Below are 20775 nucleotides of genomic sequence, written 5' to 3'. Positions count from 1 at the left end.
ATTTCCCCCAGGCGTCCGGAAGTTATCGGGAATGTGGTTTCTGGCGCTCAGACTCACATGAATCACGACAGTGCGACAACGTCGTCCAACCGTCCGAATCGCACACTTGGACAAGTCTGAACGTACCCGGCGCTTCAGTGGAAGCGGAGGCTTTCGACCCCGCTTTCACGCGCACCGGAAACACCGTGGCGCGCTCGTCACGACGTTCCGACCGGGAGCACCGTCGGTCCCGTCGTCCCCATGGGGCCCGTCGATTCCGTCGTCCCCATGGGCCCCGTCGGTCGCACGGCCCGCTCGCGCACCGCGTCCCAGCCCGCGGCGCCGAGTTCGGCCGTCATCCGGTCGGCGAGCGTCGGCGAGACGGTGAACCGCACGGTGAGCCCGCCGCCCGTACGGCCCGCCTCGCCGCCGGTGTCGACGACGGCGTCCTCGCCCACGACGCCGAGTTCCGCGACGTCGGCCAGGAGCCGCGCCAGCTCGCCGGGCCGGTCCGGGACGACCACGCGTACGCGCGGGTCGCCGGGCGCGGCGCGGTGGCGGGGCCCGGGGATCCCCGCCACCCCCGAGGCCCCGCGGTCCAGGAGGTCCACGAGCGTCCGCATGCCGTGGTCGCGGTCCACGCCGCCGGGCCGCGCGAGCGCGTCGAGGGCGGGCACGAGGCGGGACAGGTCCGTGTGCAGGTCCTTGAGCACGCCCGCGATGGCCGGGGCGTTGGAGCGCACGATGTCGCCCCAGAGCCGCGAGTCGCCGCCGGCGGTGCGGGTGGCGTCGCGCAGCCCCTGTCCGGCGACGCGGGACAGCTCGGCAGGGCCCTCGCGCAGCCGGGCCGCCATCAGGCTCGCCATGAGGTGCGGCACGTGGGAGGTCACCGCCAGGGCGGCGTCGTGGTCCTGACTGCGCATCACGACCGGCACGGCCTCGCACAGGGCGACCAGTTCCAGGGCCCGGTTGAAGGCCTCGTCCGAGGTCAGCCGGGACGGTGTGAGCACCCAGTTGCGGCCCTGGAACAGCTCGGCGCGGGCCGCGAGCGGGCCGGAGCGCTCGCGGCCCGCCAGGGGGTGTCCGCCGATGTAGCGCGCCGGGTCGGGGGCGCCGCTCAGCGCGGCACGCTCCGGTTCGGCCTTCACGCTCGCCACGTCGGTGTAGCTGCGGGCCAGGCCTCGCGTCTGCGACTCGCCGAGCACGGCGCCCACGTGGCTCGGCGGGACGGCGATCACCGCGAGGTCGACCGGTTCGCCGGGCGTCGTCGCGCGGCCGGCGCCGAGGGCGGCGGCCGTGCGGGCCGTGGCGGGATCCCGGTCCATGAGGAACACGGTCATCCCGCGCCGGCTCGCGGCGAGCGCGACCGAGGTCCCGATCAGGCCCGTGCCGATGACGGCCATGGTGCGCATCACTGATCATCACCCGTTCACGAGGCCGTCGACCAACAACCGAGAATCCCGCCGATTTTATGCGGCGGGACTTCCGACTGTCAGGAGCCGGAGTTCCGTCGGGATTTCCTGGACAGATGAACAGGACAGCGAAACTGGACAGAAATCCTGGACACCGGAACTGCACGCCGGATCCGAACCGAAGAAGTGGACACCGGAACTGGACAGCAGAACTGGACACGGGAATGGGTCGGCGAGAAGTACGGAACCCCGGACCGGCGTCCATATTCCCGATAGCCAGACCGGAGATCGGGCTCGTAGAGTCCAGACGCTCATTTCTCTCCGGATCTGGAGACATTCATGCGGGATTTATCAAAAGCAGCGGATCCGCTCGCGGATCTGTCGATCGACTACGTCGAGATGTTCGTGGCGGACCTGGCCGCCGCGACGTCCTCCTGGGTCGACAGGTACGCCTTCACCGTCGTCGGCACCAGCGAGTCCGCGGAGCACCGCGGCACCGCGCTCCGCCACGGACAGATCACTCTCGTGCTCACCCAGGCGACGTCGGAGCAGCATCCCGCGTCGGCGTACGTCCTCGACCACGGCGACGGCATCGCCGACATCGCCCTGCGCACCGCGGACGCGGCGGCGGCCTTCGAGGCGGCGCTCGCGCGCGGCGCGCTCCCCCACCGGCACCCCGAGCGGCACACGGACGGCGGCCCGGCCGTCACCGCCGCGGTCCGCGGCTTCGGGGACACCGTCCACACGCTCGTCCAGCGCGACCCCGACGAGGGCCTCGGCATGCCCGCCGGTTTCACTCCGGTGGACCCGGCCGGGGAACAGGCGGACGACGTCGGCCTGTTGGAGCTCGACCACATCGCGGTGTGCCTCAACGGCGGCGATCTCGCGCCGATGGTCGACTACTACTGCCGCACGCTCGGCTTCCGGGACATCTTCCAGGAGCGCATCGTCGTCGGCGCCCAGGCGATGGAGTCGACGGCCGTGCAGAGCCGCTCGGGCACCGTCACCCTCACGCTCATCGAGCCCGACACCTCGGCCGCCTCGGGGCAGGTCGACGAGTTCCTGAAGGACCATCACGGTCCGGGCGTCCAGCACCTGGCGTTCTCGGCGCGCGACGCGGTCCGGTCGGTGCGCGCCCTGTCCGCGCGCGGCGTCACCTTCCTGCACACGCCGTCGTCGTACTACGACCTGCTCGGCCGCCGGGTCGACCTGAGCGCGGAGCGCCTGGAGGACCTGCGGGCGACGAACGTGCTGGCCGCCGAGGACCACGACGGCCAGCTCTTCCAGATCTTCACCGCCTCGGCGCATCCGCGGGGCACGCTGTTCTTCGAGGTCATCGAGCGGCACGGCGCCGCGACCTTCGGCAGCGCGAACATCAAGGCGCTCTACGAGGCCGTGGAGCTGGAACGCACGAGGCAGCGTGGATTCCATCAGCGCTGACCCGGCGGTGGTGGCGGCCGGCGGTGGCACGGCGCCGGCGGACGGCACGGCTCCGGCGGACGGCACGCGATGCGCGGCAGGCGGCCTCCGGGACCTGGCCGACATCCGCTGCGTGGCCGACGCGGAGCGCGCGGCCGCCGCCGTCCTGCCCGTCGCCGTACGGGACTTCGTCGCTGGAGGCAGCGGGGCCGAGACGACGCTCGCCGCCAACCGTGCCGCCCTGGACCGGGTCTTCGTCGTGCCCCGCGTGCTCAGTGACGTGTCGCGGTGCGCGACGGGGACGACGCTGCTCGGGCGGCCCGCCCGGATGCCGGTGGCGGTCGCGCCCGTCGCGTACCAGCGCCTGGTGCACCCCGACGGCGAACTCGCGGCCGCCCGCGCCGCGCGGGACGCGGGCGTGCCGTTCACCGTCAGCACGCTCAGCAGCGTCCCCGTCGAGCGGCTCACGGAGATCGGCGGGACGGTCTGGTTCCAGCTGTACTGGCTGCGCGAGCCGGGCCGCGCCCTCGACCTGGTCCGCAGGGCCGAGGACGCGGGAGCGGCGGCCGTCGTGCTGACGGTCGACGTCCCGTGGATGGGGCGGCGGCTGCGGGACGTACGCAATCGGTTCACGCTGCCGGACCAGGTGCGCGCGGCGCATCTGACCGCAGGTCCCACGGCGGCGCACCACACCCCGCGGGACGCGGCGTCCGCGCTGGCCGTGCACACCGAAGCGACGTTCTCGGCGGCCCTGACCTGGTCGTCCGTGGCCGCGCTGCGCGAGCGGACGCGGCTGCCGCTGGTGCTCAAGGGCGTCCTGTCGCCCGAGGACGCGGTGCGCGCCGCCGAGTGCGGCGTCGACGCCGTCGTGGTCTCCAACCACGGCGGCCGGCAGCTCGACGGCGCCGTCCCGAGCGTCGACGCGCTGCCCGCGGTGGTCGCGGCCCTGTCCGGCCGGTGCGAGGTGCTGCTCGACAGCGGCATCCGGAGCGGCACGGACATGCTGAGGGCGCTGGCCCTCGGCGCGCGCGGGGTGCTGGTGGGCCGGCCGGCGCTGTGGGGTCTCGCCGTGGGCGGCGAGACGGGCGTGCGGAGGGTGCTGGAGCTGCTCGCCGAGGAGTTCCGGGACGCCCTGGGGCTCGCGGGGTGCCCGGACGTGGCGGACGCGGGGGCGCTGCGTACGGTGCACCGGGAGGCGCTGCCGGGGGCGTAGCGGAGGGCACGGCGAGGCGGCGGCGCCGGGGACGCGCGGCCACGGGGCCCGCGGAGGCGCCGCTCACCCGCCGCGGCCTAGAATCGTGGGGTTTGTCCCCGAGCCGCGTACGGAGCCCCGCCCATGCACAGCCCCCACGATCCGTTCGTACGCGTCCGGGGCGCCCGGGAGCACAACCTCCAGGGCGTCGACGTGGACATCCCGCGCGACGTCCTCGCGGTGTTCACCGGCGTCTCCGGCTCCGGCAAGTCCTCGCTCGCCTTCGGGACGCTCTACGCGGAGGCCCAGCGGCGCTACTTCGAGTCCGTCGCCCCCTACGCCCGGCGCCTCATCCACCAGGTGGGCGCGCCGAAGGTCGGCGAGATCACCGGGCTGCCGCCGGCGGTCTCGCTCCAGCAGCGCCGGTCGGCGCCCACCTCCCGCTCGTCCGTCGGCACGGTCACCACCCTGTCGAACTCGCTGCGGATGCTGTTCTCGCGCGCGGGCAGCTATCCGGCGGGCGCCGAGCGGCTCGACTCGGACGCGTTCTCGCCGAACACCGCGGCCGGGGCGTGCCCGGAGTGCCACGGTCTGGGCCGGGTCCACCGCACCACCGAGGACCTGCTGGTGCCCGACCCCTCGCTGTCCATCCGCGAGGGCGCGATCGCCGCCTGGCCCGGCGCCTGGCAGGGCAAGAACCTCCGCGACGTGCTGGACGCCCTCGGCCACGACGTGGACCGCCCCTGGCGCGACCTCCCGCAGAAGGACCGCGACTGGATCCTGTTCACGGACGAGCAGCCGGTGGTGACCGTGCACCCGGTGCGGGAGGCGGGCCGCATCCACCGCCCGTACCAGGGGACGTACATGAGCGCCCGGCGCCATGTGATGAAGACGTTCGCGGACTCCAAGAGCCAGACGCTGCGCGCCAAGGCCGAGCGGTTCCTGTCGAGCGCGCCGTGTCCGGCGTGCGGCGGGAGCAGGCTGCGTCCCGAGGCGCTGGCGGTCACGTTCGCGGGCCGCACGATCGCCGAGCTCGCCGCGCTGCCGCTCTCCGACCTCGCCGACGTGCTCGCTTCGGCGGCGGACTCACCCGAGGCGGACGGCACGTCGGAGACGGCCCGCGTCCTGACCGAGGACCTCCTCGCGCGCATCGCGACCGTCACCGAACTCGGCCTCGGCTACCTCAGCCCGGACCGCCCCACGCCGACGCTGTCCGCGGGCGAGCTGCAGCGCCTGCGGCTGGCGACCCAGCTGCGTTCGGGGCTCTTCGGGGTGGTGTACGTCCTGGACGAGCCGTCGGCCGGGCTCCATCCGGCCGACACCGAGGCGCTGTTGACGGTCCTCGACCGGCTCAAGGCCGCGGGCAACTCCGTCTTCGTCGTCGAGCACCACCTGGACGTCGTGCGCCACGCGGACTGGCTCGTCGACGTGGGCCCGCAGGCGGGCGAGCACGGCGGCCGGGTGCTGCACAGCGGTCCGGTGGCGGAGCTCGCGGAGGTCGCCGAGTCGGCGACGGCCCGCTTCCTCTTCGACCGGGCGCCCGCTCCCGTACGTGACGTGCGCGAGCCCCGGGGCTGGTTGAAGCTCGGTCCGGTCACCCGGCACAACCTGCGCGGGGTGACGGCGGAGATCCCGCTCGGCTCCTTCACGGCCGTCACCGGCGTGTCGGGCTCGGGCAAGTCCACGCTCGTCGGCGAGATCACCGAGGAGCTGCCGGGCGTCGGCCGGCTGGTCCGCGTCGACCAGAAGCCGATCGGGCGCACGCCCCGTTCGAATCTCGCCACGTACACCGGCCTGTTCGACGTCGTGCGCAAGGTCTTCGCCGCCACGGACGCGGCGAAGGAGCGCGGCTACGGCGTGGGCCGCTTCTCCTTCAACGTGGCGGGCGGGCGGTGCGAGACGTGCCAGGGCGAGGGGTTCATCAGCGTCGAGCTGCTCTTCCTGCCCAGCACGTACGCGCCCTGCCCGGACTGCGCGGGCGCCCGCTACAACCCCGAGACGCTCGACGTGACGTACCGCGGGAAGAACATCGCCCAGGTCCTGGACCTGACGGTGGAGGCCGCGGCGGACTTCTTCGCCGACACCGCGCCCGCCGTCCGCAGCCTGCGCACGCTGCTCGACGTCGGCCTCGGCTATCTGCGGCTCGGCCAGCCGGCCACGGAGCTGTCGGGCGGCGAGGCCCAACGCATCAAGCTGGCGGGCGAGTTGCAGCGCGTGCGCCGGGGCCACACGCTCTACCTCCTGGACGAGCCGACGACGGGCCTGCACCCCGCCGACGTGGAGGTCCTCACCCACCGCCTGCACGAACTGGTCGACGCCGGGAACTCGGTGGTCGTCGTCGAGCACGACATGGCGGTCGTCGCGGGCGCCGACCGGGTCATCGACCTCGGCCCCGGCGGCGGCGACCGGGGCGGCCTGGTCGTGGCGGCGGGCACCCCGGCCGAGGTGGCGGGCGCCGAGGGCAGCAGGACCGCGCCGTATCTGGCGCGGGCGCTGGAGGCGGGGCGCGGGCGGGGCTGATCACCCCCGCCGGTACGCCTCGCGCAGCCGGGCCTTGGCCAGCTTCCCGGTCGGGGTGCGCGGCAGGCGTTCGGTGAAGTCGACGGTGCGGGGCGCCTTGTAGTGGGAGAGGCGCTCGCGCGTGAAGTCGATGAGCTCCCGCGCCAGTTCGGGCCCCGGAGTGATGCCCGGCTCGACCTGGACGACGGCCTTCACCGCCTCGCCCATCTCGGCGTCCGGCACCCCGACGACGGCCGCGTCGGCGACGGCCGGGTGCAGCACGAGCACGTCCTCGGCCTCCTGCGGGTAGACGTTCACACCACCCGAGATGATCATGAAGGCCCTGCGGTCGGTGAGGAACAGATAGCCGTCCTCGTCGACGTGGCCGATGTCGCCCGTGGTGGTCCAGTTCGGGTGCTCGGGGTGCTGCGCCGCGCGGGTGCGGTCCTCGTCGCCGTGGTAGCGGAAGGGCGGTTCGTCGCGCTCGAAGTAGACGGTGCCGGTCTCGCCCGCCGGCAGCACGCGGCCCTCCTCGTCGCAGATCCGCAGGTTCCCGAGGAACCCGTCGCGCCCCACGGAGCCGGGCTTGCGCAGCCACTCCTCGGGCGAGATGAAGGTGATGCCGTTGCCCTCCGTCGACGCGTAGTACTCGTACAGGACGGGCCCCCACCACTCCATCATCCGCCGCTTGATCTCGACGGGGCAGGGCGCGGCGGCGTGGATGGCGACCTTCATCGACGAGGTGTCGTACCGCGAGCGGACCTCGGCGGGCAGCTTCAGCATGCGGACGAACATGGTCGGCACCCACTGGCTGTGGGTCACCCGGTGCCGCTCGACGGCCGCGAGGGCCTCCTCGGCGTCGAAGGACTCCATCAGGATCACGGTGCCGCCGAGCGCGGTGACCACGCCGCAGAAGCGCAAGGGCGCCGCATGGTAGATGGGGGCGGGACAGAGGTAGACGGTGTCCTGGCCGAATCCGTACATGGCCTGGAAGACGACGGTGTACGTCGTGGGCTGCTCGCGCACATCGCCCTCGGGCAGCGCCGGTTTGATGCCCTTGGGACGGCCGGTGGTGCCGGAGGAGTAGAGCATGTCGGAGCCGAGGGGCTGGCGGTACGGCGGCACGGCGGACGCGGCGTCCAGGGCCTTGTCGTACGAGCCGTCGTCGAGCCCGAGCACGTGCGGCGGCCCGCCGGCCAGCTCCCGTACGCGCTCCCCCATGTCGGCCAGGGAGCCGGAGACGACGAGTGCCTCGGCGCCGCAGTCGCGCACGATGTAGGCGGCCTCGTCCGCGCTCAAGTGGTGGTTGACGGCGGTGAGATAGAGCCCGGAGCGCAGGGCGGCCCAGTAGACCTCCAGGGCGCGCGGGTCGTTGTCGCAGAGCAGGGCGAGGTGGTCGCCCCGACGCAGACCCGCGGCCCGCAGATGATCCGCGAGCCGCAGGGAGCGTTCTTCGAGTCGTCCGTAGCTGAGGGTCCGTGTGCCGTCGGCGGTGACGACGGCCGGCCTGGCGGGGTCGTACGCTCCGGGATGCATGTCGCGAAGCTACGCGCCCCGAAGGGGCGCGGGGAACCGCGCGACGAGCCACGGCCGACCCGCGGATCCCCGTGACCTCTAGCGCTTCACCTTCCTCGTGGCCCGCAGCCACTCCTTGTTCATCGCGGCGATGGAGGGCAGGGGAATCCCCTTCGGACAGGCGGTGGCGCACTCGCCGGTGAGCGTGCAGCCGCCGAAGCCCTCCTCGTCCATCTGCGCCACCATGTCGAGCACGCGCGTCTCCCGCTCGGGCGCACCCTGAGGGAGGACGTTCAGATGGTTGATCTTGGCGGAGGTGAACAGCATCGCCGAGCCGTTGGGGCAGGCGGCCACGCACGCCCCGCAGCCGATGCACTCGGCGTGCTCGAAGGCCGAGTCGGCGTCCGGCTTGGGCACGGGCGTGGCGTGCGCCTCGGGGGCCGAGCCCGTGGGGGCGCTGATGTAGCCGCCGGACTGGATGATCCGGTCGAAGGCGGAGCGGTCCACCACCAGGTCCTTGACCACCGGGAAGGCCGAGGCGCGCCAGGGCTCGATGTCGATGGTGTCGCCGTCCTTGAAGGACCGCATGTGGAGCTGGCAGGTGGTGGTGCGCTCGGGACCGTGGGCGTCGCCGTTGATCACCAGCGAGCAGGCGCCGCAGATGCCCTCACGGCAGTCGTGGTCGAAGGCGACGGGGTCGTCGCCCCGGACGATGAGCTCTTCGTTGAGGGTGTCGAGCATCTCCAGGAACGACATGTCGGAGGAGATGCCGTCCACCTCGTAGGTGGACATCGCACCGTCGGCGTCGGCGTTCTTCTGGCGCCAGACGCGCAGGGTGAGCTTCATGCGTAGCTCCGCTGGGTGGGGTGGACGTACTCGAAGACGAGGTCTTCCTTGTGCAGGACGGGGGCGTCGCCGGTGGCGGTGAACTCCCAGGCGGCGGCGTACGAGAACTCCTCGTCCACGCGGGCCGCCTCGCCGTCCGGGGTCTGGGACTCCTCGCGGAAGTGCCCGCCGCAGGACTCGGCGCGGTGCAGGGCGTCGAGGCACATCAGCTCGGCGAGCTCGAGGTAGTCGACGATGCGGTTGGCCTTCTCCAGCGACTGGTTGAACTCCTCGCCGGTGCCGGGCACCTTGATGCGGCGCCAGAACTCCTCGCGGATCTGCGGGATGCGCTCCAGGGCCTTGTGCAGTCCGGACTCCGTGCGGGCCATGCCGCAGAACTCCCACATGACTTCGCCCAGTTCGCGGTGGAAGGAGTCGGGGGTGCGGTCGCCGTCGACGGACAGGAGGAGGTTGAGCCGGTCCTCGGTCTCGGCGAGGACCTCCTGGACGACGGGGTGGTCGGCGCCCACCTCGTCGTGGTGGGGGTTGCGCGCCAGATAGTCGTTGATGGTGGACGGCAGGACGAAGTAGCCGTCGGCGAGGCCCTGCATGAGAGCGGACGCGCCGAGCCGGTTCGCGCCGTGGTCGGAGAAGTTGGCCTCGCCCACCGCGAAGAGCCCGGGGACGGTGGTCTGGAGGTCGTAGTCGACCCAGAGGCCGCCCATCGTGTAGTGCACGGCGGGGTAGATCCGCATCGGCACCTCGTACGGGTTCTCCGCGGTGATCCGCTCGTACATGTCGAAGAGGTTGCCGTACTTCTCCTCGACCTTCTTGCGGCCCATCCGCTGGATGGCGTCGGCGAAGTCGAGGTAGACGCCCTGTCCGCCGGGGCCGACGCCGCGGCCCTCGTCGCAGACGTTCTTGGCGGCGCGGGAGGCGATGTCGCGCGGCACCAGGTTGCCGAAGGACGGGTAGATGCGCTCCAGGTAGTAGTCGCGCTCGTCCTCGGGGATCTGGTTCGCGGGCCGGTCGTCGCCCTTGGCCTTCGGCACCCAGATGCGGCCGTCGTTGCGCAGCGACTCACTCATCAGGGTGAGCTTGGACTGGTGGTCGCCGGTGCGCGGGATGCAGGTGGGGTGGATCTGGGTGAAGCACGGGTTGGCGAAGTAGGCGCCGCGCCGGTGGGCCCGCCACACGGCGGTGGCGTTGGAGTTCATGGCGTTGGTCGACAGGTAGAAGACGTTGCCGTAGCCGCCGGAGGCGAGGACCACGGCGTCGGCGAAGTACGTGTCGATCCTGCCGGTGATGAGGTCGCGGGCGACGATGCCGCGGGCGCGCCCGTCGACGACGATCACGTCCAGCATCTCCGTACGGGGATGCATCTCCACGTTCCCCGCGGCGATCTGCCGGCTGAGCGCCTGGTAGGCACCGAGGAGCAGCTGCTGCCCCGTCTGCCCGCGGGCGTAGAAGGTCCTGGACACCTGCACGCCGCCGAAGGACCGGGTGTCGAGCAGTCCGCCGTACTCGCGGGCGAACGGCACACCCTGGGCGACGCACTGGTCGATGATCTCGACGGAGATCTGCGCGAGGCGGTGCACGTTGGACTCGCGGGCGCGGAAGTCGCCGCCCTTCACGGTGTCGTAGAAGAGGCGGTGGATGGAGTCGCCGTCGTTGCGGTAGTTCTTCGCGGCGTTGATGCCGCCCTGGGCGGCGATGGAGTGGGCACGGCGCGGCGAGTCCTGGTAGCAGAACTGCACGACGTGGTAGCCCTGTTCGGCGAGCGTGGCGCCGGCGGCGCCGCCGGCCAGGCCGGTGCCGACGACGATCACGGTGTGCTTGCGGCGGTTGGCCGGGTTGACCAGCTTGGCCTCGAAGCGGCGGGTGTCCCAGCGCTCGGCGATCGGCCCGGTGGGGGCCTTGGTGTCGACGACCGGCTCACCGGTCGTGTACTCGGCGAAGGAGTTCATCGGTCAGCTCACCAGTCCGGTCATGACGGCGACGGGTACGGAGACGAAGCCCACGACGAGGACCAGGGCGAGACCGTTGGCCAGGGGCTTGAGGACGCGGTCGCGGGTCGCGGTGCCCACGCCCAGGGTCTGCGCGGCGCTCCACAGCCCGTGGCGGACGTGGAAGCCGAGGGCGACCACGGCGACGATGTAGATGACGTTGCTGTACCAGGTCGAGAAGGTGTCGATGATGTTCTGGTACGGCTTGAGGTGCTGGTACTCGCCCGGGTGCACGGTGCCGGTCGTCAGGTCGAGGATGTGCCAGACGATGAAGAGCGCGAGGATGATGCCGCCCCAGCGCATGGTGCGGGTCGCGAAGCTCGCCTCGCGCCGCTTGTGCACGTACTTGGTGGGGCGCGCCTTGATGTCGCGGCGGCTCAGCTGGTACGCGGAGGTGGCGTGCGCGACGACCGCGAGCACGAGCACCACGCGGACGAGCCAGAGCGACCACTCGTAGTGCATGAAGGGCTCGCCGAGCGTGCGCAGCCAGTGGGCGTAGTGGTTGATCTCCTCGGGGCCGAAGAAGATCTTCAGGTTCCCGATCATGTGCGCCACCAGGTAGAGCAGCATGATCAGGCCGCTCACCGCCATCACCGTCTTCTTGCCGATGGTGGAGTCCCAGAGCGTACGGGTCATGGACGGCCGTTTGTCCGTCCGCGTTGCCAGAGCCATGTCACCGACGCTACGGCCGAAAGTCCCGATCGGTCCAAGAGATGGTTTTGCTCATCTCGATAGCCTGCGCCTATCGACCCACGTATCGTCGCGGTATGCAGTTCCAGCAGCTCCACTACTTCGTCGCGGTCGCCGAGGCCCGTCACTTCACCCGGGCCGCGGAGGAGGTGCACGTCTCGCAGCCCTCGCTCTCGCAGCAGATCCGGGCCCTGGAGAAGGAGCTGGGCGCGGAGCTCTTCAGCCGGGCGCGCGGCAACATCACGCTGACCGACGCGGGCGAGGCGCTGCTGCCGCTGGCCCGCCGGATCCTCGCCGACGCGGACACCGCGCGCATCGAGGTGCAGGAGCTGGCGCAGCTGCGGCGCGGCCGCATCCGCTTGGGCGCGACCCCGAGCGTGTGCACGGGCCTGCTGCCCGACGTCCTGCGCGCCTTCCACGACCGCCACCCCGGCATCCAGCTCCTGATCGAGGAGGGCGGCTCGCACGACCTCGTACGCGAGCTGGCCCGCGGCGCCCTCGACCTGGCGCTCGTGGTCCTGCCCCTCCCCACCCCCTCACCGGCGCTGACGACCGTGGAGCTGCTGCGCGAGGACCTGGTCGTGGTGTCGGCACCCCGCTCCCGCCGCCTCGGCGACGCGGTCCGCATCGCCGACCTCCAGGGCGAACGCCTCGTGATGTTCCGGCACGGCTACGACCTGCGCGAACTCACCGTCGCCGCCTGCCGCGCCGAGGGCTTCGAACCGGAGTTCGCGGTGGAGGGCGGCGAGATGGACGCGGTCCTCGGCTTCGTCCGCGCCGGCCTCGGCGTGGCGGTCGTCCCCCGCATGGTCGCCGAACGCTCGGGCTCGGACCTCCGCGTGACCCCCCTGGCGAAACCGAGCCTGCACCGCACGATCGCCCTGGCCCACCGCAGCGACGTGGCACCGCCACGGGCCGCGCGGGAGCTGCAGCGGATGCTGCTTGAGCGCTGAACCTCCCCGCCGCGCGGACACGGCTCTACAGTGTCCTTCCCGGCAGGTGGGAGGGGGGCGCCCATGCCGACTGCGCGCGGCGCGGCCACGGCGGTGGCACGGACCGTCGGCCTGCTGGTGCTGTGCGCGGTGGTCGTGGGGTGCACGGTGTGGGGCGCGGACCGGTGGGGGGAGGCCGCGCGGCAGCAGGCACTCACCGAGGAGTACGAACGGCTCCACGCAAGCCCCGAGCCCGTCACCGACGCCCCCGACTTCCCGACCGGGCCGCACGACCTCGTCCCCTTCCTGCCCGGCACCGGCAGTCGAGGGGACATCTCCGTCCGTATCCGCCGCGCCGGACCCGGCGAAGGCTGGCGGATCACTACCCGTTACCGGTTGAGTCTGAGCGCGAAGGACCCCTTGGTGTCGACGCTGAGAGCCGCCCCGGAGGACTTCGCCGAAGTCGCCTACGTCCTGCCCGGCGGATATGCGTCCGCCCAGCCCGTCGCCTACCTGGAACCCGGGACCAACGAGGACGGAGGGGACCTCGCGGGGCTCCCCGACTGGTGCACCGTCACCCAGCCCACGGGCAAGGAACGCGTCACGGTCACGGCCGAGCACGACGTCACGGCCGACCTGGGACAAGGAGCTCAGCTCAACACCTACGACCTGTCCATGCGGGTCGATGACGGCGACGACGGCGTGGTGCCGCGCCTGCCGGGCCACTGGACCTGGTCGATGGACGTACCCAGGGAGTGGGGCTTCCAGGTCGAGGGCCGACCCGACCGGCAGACGGGGCACTCGATCCGATTCCGCCTGACCCACGAGCGCGGTACCGCGAACGTGACCCCCATGCTCATCACCCGCGACACGAGCGAACCGGAGACGGACGATGCGGCCCGGCCCTACACGGGTTCGGGCCATCAGGCACTGCTCACACTCCTCTTCCTGTGCCTCGCCATGAGCGGCGCTCTGATCGGGCTACTGCGCACACCGAAGACCACGGACGGGCTGCGGCGGCGCGCCCGCTCCGCCGCCCTGGGCATCGGAGTGCTGCTGTGCGCGGCTCTCGCGGCGCTCCTGGAGGACCTGTACCTGCCGAACTGGAGCGTACTGGGATGGTTGTGGGGCGGAGTCCTCTTCACGTTCGCCGACCTGGCCAACGAGCCACTGCCCGTCGAAGCGCACGTCCAGGGCGCGTTCCTCGGTCTCGCGCTCTTCACTCTTCCGGTACTCCTCACCGGCTTCGCCCACCGCTCGCGCACGGAGTCGGGGGCCGCCGCGGGCCCGGTACTCGCCGTCGCCTCACCGGCCCTTGCGCTCGTTCTTCTGGCCTGGGCCATGGGCGGCGGAGACTGGACCGGGACGGTGGTCTACTGCCTGGCATGCGCCTCACTGGCAGCAGGCACCGTCCTCGGCGTACTGCTGCTGCCGCACGGGAGGCGGGAGGTGCGCACCTGGGCCGTGCCACTCGCCGTCGCGACCTGGGCCGCGGTGGCCTCGACCATCGTGTTGCAGGCCCTGCCCCGGAACATGGCTCAGCAGTTCGCCGGTGCCTCCTTCACCTACACTCGCCTCGCCCTGCTGGCGAGTTGGCCCACCGTTCTCGTCCTGCTGGCACCCTGGGTTGTGGCTCTGGCCGTTCTGACCGGGCCACGGCTGCCCGGCCCTCGCCGCCTTCTGCTCGGCACCGTGGTGATCACTGCTCTGCTGCCCTACTGGAACCCTCTCCATGACTGGGTGTCCCCCCGGCTTCCTCCCACCTCAGACCTGTTGATCCAGCTCACCGGGCAGAGCCCGGGCGATCAGATGATCCTGGGTGTTCGTGTCATGGCACCGGCCCTCCAGACGATCTGGCTGATCAGCACCGCGCTCCTCCTGCTCCGGCTGCACGACACCGGCACGCACCCCGGCACCTGGGGCCCCACCGCGCGAGGCCACTGCGTGACCCTGCTGATGCTCGCCGCGAGCGCGACCGTCATCGGATCGCCCGAGAGCTGGCTGCCGTACTGGACCACCGGCGCCGCGCTGCTGACCGCCTGGGCCGGTGCCCTCCTGCTCCTGCCCGCGCGGCGCGCCGACCAAGCGGCGACTCTGCACGCGCTCTCCGGCGCCGCCCATTCCCGCCGCATGGCCGCGCTCGCCCGTGCCCTTCTCTTCGCAGAGGGCCGCCATCGATTTCTGACCTCGTCACGCGCGGCCCTCGCCGACGCCTCGCAGCCCGCCGAGACCTGGGACGAGAAGTGGCGCGGTCTCAAGCGGCCCACGGCCGCCGACGCCGCGCGCGAGACCGAGCGGCTGCGGGCCACCGCCCTCGGCGGCTCCGCCGGCCGGGCCGCGTGGGCCAACGCCGTCGCGGCGGCCGCGGCCACTGCCCTGCTCACCCTGCCCTGGACCGCTTGGACCCTCTGGCAGTCCGACGGCTACAGCGGAATCCCGGAGGCGATAACCGTGGGCGGCGGAGCGGCTTGCGTGTGGCTCGCCCACGGCTTCACGTACGGCTACCTCTATCCGTGGCTGCGCGGCAACAGTCCAGTGACGAAGGCGGGTTGGCTGTGGACGGTCATGTCTGCCGTGCAGCTTCTGCTCGCCGTACCCCGGCTCCAGGTGCCGTCCGGTGCGACCACCCTGTCGGTGTTCCTGCTGCTGGCCCAGAGCACCGTCATGGCCCTCGGCCTCGCCCTGTACTGGGAGATCCGGCTGGTGCGCAGAGCCGACCTGTTGTGGGGCCACATTCGCAACTTCCGGCGGCTGTCCTCACTCGCCGCCCCGGTCAGCGCCGTCCTCGTGGCGGCGATCGCCGCGGCGGTCACCGTGCTCGCGACCGCCTGGGCGAACGACGTCACGGCTCCCGTCGACACGCCGAGCCCCTCCCCGACGTCCTCGGCGTCATCCAGCGCTCCCCCGTGACGGCAGATCCCCCGTCCCCGGTTCGCGTGCCGTCAGGCAGTACGTGCCGCCCGCCGGGTCCCGCATCACGTGCCAGGTCGCGCCGGGGGCGACGGGCTGCGCGCCGAGTGTTTCGTGCCAGGCGCGTGCCGCGTCCAGGTCCGAGCAGGCGAGGTCGAGGTGGGCGCCCGGCGCCTGGCCGGGGGTGGTCAGGCGTTGGAGGAGGATGCGGACCGGCAGGGGCGAAGGGGGCCTCAGGCGGTGGAACTCCGGGAGTCGGGTCGCCGTGGACTCCCAGCCGGTGAACGCCGTCCAGAAGGCGATGTCCGCCTCGTACGACTCCGGCGGGATGTGCAGGCACGCCTGGTCCAGGCGCGTCGTGGCGCCGTCCTGTGCGGTGACCGGTGTCGGGCGGGACTTCTCGCCGTTCCAGGGCACGACACAGAACAGCTGTCCGCCCGGTGAACGCAGCACTTCGAGGTTGTCCTCCGCGTGGACCGGCGCGGCACCGAGGGTGCGGGCCAGGTCCACGGCGGCGGCGAAATCGTCCACCGCGAAGTCGAGGTGCGCCCCGCCGGGCCCGTCCACGGCCTGCGCCTTCACGCAGGCGTCGGCGGGGCCGGGCGGCACGAGCGTGACGAACTCGCCGCCCGGGCCGCGCGGTTCGGACAGCTCCGTGCCGGTGACCGCCGTCCAGAACGCGCACGCCCTCGCGAAGCGGTCGCGCGGGCGGTCGACGAAGGCGTACGCCCAGCGGATCACGGCGGGTCAGCCCGTCGCGTCCGCGAGCGCCAGCTCGTGGAGCCGGTCGGGCGGGCCGGGGCGTGCGTAGTACCAGCCCTGTGCCGTGTCGCAGCCCAGCTCCCGCAGCTGGTCGGCCTGCGCGCCCGTCTCGACGCCCTCGACGGTGACCGCGAGGTCGAGGCTGTGCGCGAGCGCGACGATCCCCTCGACGATCTTCAGGTCGACCGGGTCGGCGGGGAAGTGCTGCATGCCCTGGGTGAAGGAGCGGTCGAGCTTGAGCACGCTCACCGGCAGCCGGCGCAGATTGGCGAGGTTGGAGTAGCCCGTGCCGAAGTCGTCGAGCGCGATGTCCACGCCCATTTCGGCAAGTCTGCGGAGCGGCTTGAGCAAGTCGTCGTCGGCTCCTATCAGCGCGGACTCGGTGACCTCCAGGCACAGGGCGCCCGGTTCGAGGCCCTCGCGCTCCAGGATGTCGACCGTGTCGGACACCAGGCCGGGGTGGGTCAGCTGGCAGGGCGACAGGTTGACGTTGATGCGCAGCGGCCCCGCGTCGCTGTGCCGCGACTCCCAGAGGCGGGCCTGGCGCACGGACTCCTCCAGGACCCAGCGGCCGAGCGGCACGATCAATCCGGTGTGCTCGGCGAGCGGGATGAACCGGTCGGGGCCGATGACGCCGTGCTGCGGGTGCAGCCAGCGCACCAGCGCCTCGGCGCCGCGCACGCTGCCGTCGCCGAGGTGCACGAGCGGCTGGTACTCGATGAAGAACTCGCCGCGCTCCAGGGCCGTGGGCAGCGCCGTGGTCAGTCCGTGCCGGGTGATCGCGCGGGCATCGGCCTCGGGGTCGGCGAGCTCGTAGCGGTTGCCGCCCGCGGACTTGGCGCGGTACATGGTGATATCGGCGCTGCGCAGCACCTCGGCCGCGCCGCGCTCGCCGGCCGGGCCCTCCACTATGCCGATGCTGCCGCGTACGGTCAGTTCGCGGCCGTCGACGCGGATCGGGGTGGCGAGCGCGTTCATGATGCGCCCGGCCAGCTCGTCGACCTCGTGCTGGGTGTCGGGGCCGGTGGTGAGCGCCACGAACTCGTCACCGCCGAGCCGGGCCACCATCTCGCCGGGCGCGGTCGCGCAGGACTGCAGCCGGTCGGCGACCTCCACGAGGAGGCGGTCGCCGGCCGCGTGGCCCAGGCTGTCGTTGACGGTCTTGAAGCCGTCGAGGTCGAGGTAGCAGAGCCCGAACCGGGCGTCCTCGCCGGCGGCGAGCACCTTCTCCAGGCGCTCGAAGAACAGGGTGCGGTTGGGCAGTCCGGTGAGGGCGTCGTGCGTCGCCTCGTACCGCAGGCGCAGGTTGAGCAGCCGGCGTTCGGTGGTGTCCTCCATCAGCGCCAGCTGGTACTGCGGCGCGCCGTCGGCGTCACGCAGCAGCGAGACCGTGAGGTTGGTCCACAGGACCGTCCCGTCGGGCCGGTAGAAGGCCTTCTCCACGCGGTAGTGCTCGCGCTCGCCGCGCACCAGCTCCTCGTAGAGCTTCCAGACGTGGGGCGAGTCGTCGGGGTGCGTCCACTCCCCCACGTTGCGTCCGCGCAGCTGGTGTTCGAGGCCGCCGAACATGCGGATCAGCGCGTCGTTGACCTCGAGGACGGTGCCGTCGAGGTCGGCGATGCCGATGCCGATCGCCGCGCCGTGGAAGACCGCGCGGAAGCGCGCCTCGCTGGCGTGCAGGGCCTCGGCGACGGCGCTGCGGGCGCTCAGGGCGGCCCGGGAGATCGCCTCCTGCTCGGCGAGGGTCCGCTCCCGCAGGGCCTGGGCGAAGCCCGCGGCCATCGCGTGCTGGATCCGCGCGGAACGGGCCCGCAGCTCCTCGCGGGGGCCGTCGCCGCCGCAGTACAGGACCAGATAGGCGTCGACGCAGTCGAGCGTGCGGCTCAGCGCCTCGGGGTCGGTGCAGTGCGTGCCGATGAGGGCCGCGCCGACGGCCTGGCTCTCCGCCGCGTCGAAGACGCGCTCCTGGAGCGCGACACTCAACCGCCGGGCCAGCGGGACCAGTTGCTGCTCGAATTCGGGACGGGTCAGCGAGGTGGCCGTCACGGGAAAGATCGCACGGCTCCAGATGGTGGCGAACCGGCGGAGTCTCCCCTCGGGTCCGTCCTGCTCGCCGCTCAACGCTTCCGTCCCACGCCCGCGAATCCCGAGAAGGAATACGGATCCTCCTCCTCGGGCGCGGTGTCGGGCCGCCAGTGCGGCATCGGCACCAGGCCGGGTTCCACCATGTCGTATCCCTCGAAGAACCGTGCGATCTCGTCGCGTGAGCGCATGATCAGTGGACTGCGGATGTCCTTGTATACACCGACGGTCCCGCCGGCCTGCTCGGGGGGAACCGGGATCCCTTCGTACGAGGCGTGGGTGATGACGGTCAGACTGCCGGGCGCGGTGGCGTCCCGCAGCTCGGCGACCGCCGCGTAAGGATCGTACGCGTCCTCGACGAAATGCAGGACGGCGACGAGGAGAAGAGCCACGGGCCGGTCGAGGTCGAGGAGCGAGGTGACTTCCGAACTGCCCAGAATGTCCCGAGGTTTGCGCAGGTCGGCGGAGACGACCGCGGTCCGCTCGTCACCGTCGAGCACGGCCAGGCCGTGCGCGACGGCCACCGGGTCGTGGTCGACGTACACGACCCGGGCCTCCGGGCTGGCCTCCTGCGCCACCTCGTGGACGTTGCCGAACGTGGGGATGCCGGAGCCGATGTCGAGGAACTGGGTGATGCCCTGGTCCACCGCGTGACGCACCGCACGCCGCATGAAGGCCCGGTTCGCCTGCATGACCTTCGGCAGTCCCGGCATGAACTCCATCGCCTTGCGGGCCGCCTCCCGGTCCACCTCGAAGTTGTGCGAGCCGCCCAGGTAGTAGTCGTAGATGCGGGACACGCTGGGCATCGCGATGTCGATGCCGAGCGGTGCCCAGGCGGGACGCTCCATCAAGACTCCAAGACATAGGGGGGTGGCACGGGCGATCCGATGTTCGAGGCTGAGGCTACTGATCGTCTGCCAAGGGAGCGAGTCAAAACGGAAATTGGTCGTCCGTTCTCGGTCACCACCTTGGGCAAGTGCCATGGCCCACACCCCGGACCGGTCCGTCCCCTCCTTGTGATATGGGAGGGAACGGACCGGTCCGTCCGCGCACGGGGCGATCTACTTGGCGGCGCCCACCGGCTTTCCTTCCGGACTCGCGGCATACCAAGTTCCGGCCACTCCCTGGCCGTTGGTGTCGCCCGGCTTCTTGTCGCCGGAGAAGGTGTACAGCGGCCAGCAGTCGATCGTCTGCTGCTTCTTGCCGTCGGGGCGGTCGAAGACGACGAAGCCCTTCTTGAGGATGCCCTGGGTGTCGTTCTTGGCGACGGGCGCCACCACCGGCCACTTGTCGAGGCAGGCACCGGTGCACGCGGACTTCATCGGCCAGGCGGAGTCCTTCGTGAAGCGGTAGACGGTCATGCCGTTCTTGTCGACGACGATCTCGCCGAGCTTCGGGTCCTTGCGGGTGGACAGGCCCGCCGGGTCGACGGGGGCGGTGTCGGCGGCCGCGGGCGCGGCCTTCTTGCCGTCGGGGGCGGCGGCGTACCAAGTGCCGCCCACGCCCTGCCCCTTGGCGTCGCCGGGCTCGCTGTCCTGCGCGTACCGGTACATCGGCCAGCCGTCGATGGTGAGCTGCTTGGTGCCGTCGGCGTTGGTGACCTCGCCGAGCAGGGACTCGTCGACGCCCGGTGCGGCCTTGGCGCCGTCGGCGGCCACGGCGGGCCAGGCCTTCAGACAGGCGGCGTCGCAGGTGGACTTGGGGGGCTGTGCGGTGTCCTTGTCGAAGCGGTAGAGCGTGAAGCCCTCGCTGTCGGTGACGACCTTGCCGAGCTTCTTGCTGTCCCACACCGCGAGCTGCCCGGCGGACTTCGCCTTGGCCCCCGCGCCCTTGCCCGCGTCGCCGGAATCCGATCCGTAGCCGTCGTCCGCGCCGTACCCGTCGGCCGCGGCGGGCGCCTGGTTGCCCACGCTCTGCCCGTTCGGGGACTGCTCGCCCGTGTCCTGGCCGCACGCCGCCGTCAGGGCGAGAAGGGCCGCAGCCGTCGCTACGAGCGAGGCGCTCCGCCAGGCCCGGGGGGAACCCCCTGATACATGCCGCATGTCCAACTCCCGCTGTCGGCTGTGATGTTGTGGCGCCTTGTTGCGTCACACATGGCCCTAGGTACGGGTGGGGACAGCCGCCGTGTTCAACGGCCCCGCAAGATTCTTTGCGTGGCCCCGCAAGATCCTTTGCGCGGTCCGGCCCCGCACGTTTCGGCCACGACCGGGGGGCGCACGCCGTCAAACCACCGGCGCCACCGTCTCCTCCCTTCGGGTCATTCGGGGGCGACCGCGGCGTACGGGGCGTGCGGGCCGCCCATGCTCTGGGTCGTGCACGGATCTCCACGGGTCATATCGCCCCTTGTCACACGCGTCTTGGTACTCCTGGCACTGGCTCTGGCGCTCGGTTCGTCCTCGGGCGCGGGCGCGGCCCTCGCCGACAGCTGCGCGTACGCCTCGATCAACGGGGACGGCTCCGCGGGCGGCGACACGGTGGCCGTCGCGGGGGACGGCGCCGACTGCCACGCCGGGCCCACGCAGCGCCCGAAGCCGCCGCCACCGCCTCCGCCG

The 20775-nt window shown here is 72.0% G+C and carries 14 protein-coding genes and 1 pseudogene; 6 read left to right on the top strand and 9 right to left on the bottom strand.

The features are described 5' to 3' along the window. Positions 1-197 precede the first annotated feature (197 nt). The gene (locus AOK22_RS17420; RefSeq protein ID WP_063795284.1) at positions 198-1391 is read right to left on the bottom strand and encodes a prephenate dehydrogenase; all 1194 of its coding nucleotides are present in this window, start codon (positions 1389-1391) and stop codon (positions 198-200) included. A 339-nt stretch (positions 1392-1730) separates the two neighbouring features. On the opposite strand from AOK22_RS17420, the gene hppD reads away from it, so the two are divergent. From hppD to AOK22_RS17405, 3 genes are all read left to right on the top strand, one after another. Beyond that, positions 1731-2831: a 4-hydroxyphenylpyruvate dioxygenase gene (hppD, locus tag AOK22_RS17415; protein ID WP_055699585.1), complete on the top strand. Its 1101-nt coding sequence runs from the start codon at positions 1731-1733 to the stop codon at positions 2829-2831. A gap of 94 nt (positions 2832-2925) precedes the next feature. Next, positions 2926-4023, top strand: a complete 1098-nt coding sequence (locus tag AOK22_RS17410; protein WP_055699589.1) for an alpha-hydroxy acid oxidase — start codon at positions 2926-2928, stop codon at positions 4021-4023. A gap of 123 nt (positions 4024-4146) precedes the next feature. Next, the gene (locus AOK22_RS17405; RefSeq protein ID WP_055699584.1) at positions 4147-6522 is read left to right on the top strand and encodes an ATP-binding cassette domain-containing protein; all 2376 of its coding nucleotides are present in this window, start codon (positions 4147-4149) and stop codon (positions 6520-6522) included. Here AOK22_RS17405 and AOK22_RS17400 read toward each other — a convergent pair whose 3' ends face one another. The 4 genes from AOK22_RS17400 to AOK22_RS17385 all read right to left on the bottom strand — a co-directional run bounded on the left by AOK22_RS17400 (position 6523) and on the right by AOK22_RS17385 (position 11519). Next, the gene (locus tag AOK22_RS17400; RefSeq protein ID WP_055699583.1) at positions 6523-8037 is read right to left on the bottom strand and encodes an acyl-CoA synthetase; all 1515 of its coding nucleotides are present in this window, start codon (positions 8035-8037) and stop codon (positions 6523-6525) included. Between the two features lie 78 nt (positions 8038-8115). Continuing rightward, positions 8116-8862 carry a succinate dehydrogenase/fumarate reductase iron-sulfur subunit gene (locus tag AOK22_RS17395; protein WP_055699582.1) on the bottom strand — a complete coding sequence of 249 codons (747 nt, stop codon included), beginning with the start codon at positions 8860-8862 and terminating at the stop codon, positions 8116-8118. Then, a complete protein-coding gene (locus tag AOK22_RS17390; RefSeq protein WP_055699581.1) occupies positions 8859-10808 on the bottom strand; it encodes a fumarate reductase/succinate dehydrogenase flavoprotein subunit in 1950 nt (649 codons plus the stop codon). Before AOK22_RS17390 ends, AOK22_RS17395 begins: the two co-directional genes overlap by 4 nt. 3 nt (positions 10809-10811) lie before the next feature. After that, positions 10812-11519 (bottom strand): succinate dehydrogenase, encoded by a 708-nt coding sequence (locus AOK22_RS17385; RefSeq protein WP_079036634.1) that lies wholly within the window; start codon positions 11517-11519, stop codon positions 10812-10814. Positions 11520-11614: 95 nt separating this feature from the next. Between AOK22_RS17385 and AOK22_RS17380 the strand changes: the two genes are divergently transcribed. After that, positions 11615-12490, top strand: a complete 876-nt coding sequence (locus AOK22_RS17380; protein WP_055699579.1) for a LysR family transcriptional regulator — start codon at positions 11615-11617, stop codon at positions 12488-12490. 63 nt (positions 12491-12553) lie between these two features. Then, positions 12554-15379, top strand: a complete 2826-nt coding sequence (locus tag AOK22_RS17375; protein WP_055699578.1) for a hypothetical protein — start codon at positions 12554-12556, stop codon at positions 15377-15379. Here the strand turns inward: AOK22_RS17375 and AOK22_RS17370 are convergent. From AOK22_RS17370 to AOK22_RS17355, 4 genes are all read right to left on the bottom strand, one after another. Beyond that, positions 15359-16120, bottom strand: a complete 762-nt coding sequence (locus AOK22_RS17370) for a VOC family protein (RefSeq protein WP_055699577.1) — start codon at positions 16118-16120, stop codon at positions 15359-15361. The genes AOK22_RS17375 and AOK22_RS17370 overlap by 21 nt on opposite strands. A gap of 6 nt (positions 16121-16126) precedes the next feature. Beyond that, on the bottom strand, positions 16127-18262 hold the full coding sequence (locus AOK22_RS17365) for a putative bifunctional diguanylate cyclase/phosphodiesterase (protein WP_055699576.1): 2136 nt from the start codon (positions 18260-18262) through the stop codon (positions 16127-16129). Continuing rightward, positions 18259-19071 carry an SAM-dependent methyltransferase gene (locus AOK22_RS17360; protein ID WP_055699575.1) on the bottom strand — a complete coding sequence of 271 codons (813 nt, stop codon included), beginning with the start codon at positions 19069-19071 and terminating at the stop codon, positions 18259-18261. Before AOK22_RS17360 ends, AOK22_RS17365 begins: the two co-directional genes overlap by 4 nt. A gap of 213 nt (positions 19072-19284) precedes the next feature. Continuing rightward, entirely contained in the window at positions 19285-20265 is a 981-nt protein-coding gene (locus tag AOK22_RS17355) for an SCO0930 family lipoprotein (RefSeq protein ID WP_055699574.1), read from the bottom strand. Positions 20266-20580: 315 nt separating this feature from the next. On the opposite strand from AOK22_RS17355, the pseudogene AOK22_RS17350 reads away from it, so the two are divergent. Beyond that, positions 20581-20775: pseudogene (locus AOK22_RS17350) on the top strand (hypothetical protein); the annotation flags it as partial.

Source organism: Streptomyces silaceus (assembly GCF_001419745.1).
GTDB lineage: Bacteria > Actinomycetota > Actinomycetes > Streptomycetales > Streptomycetaceae > Streptomyces > Streptomyces silaceus.
The sequence above is the reverse complement of the archived record's forward strand: the minus strand, read 5'-3'. Positions and strand labels throughout refer to the sequence as shown.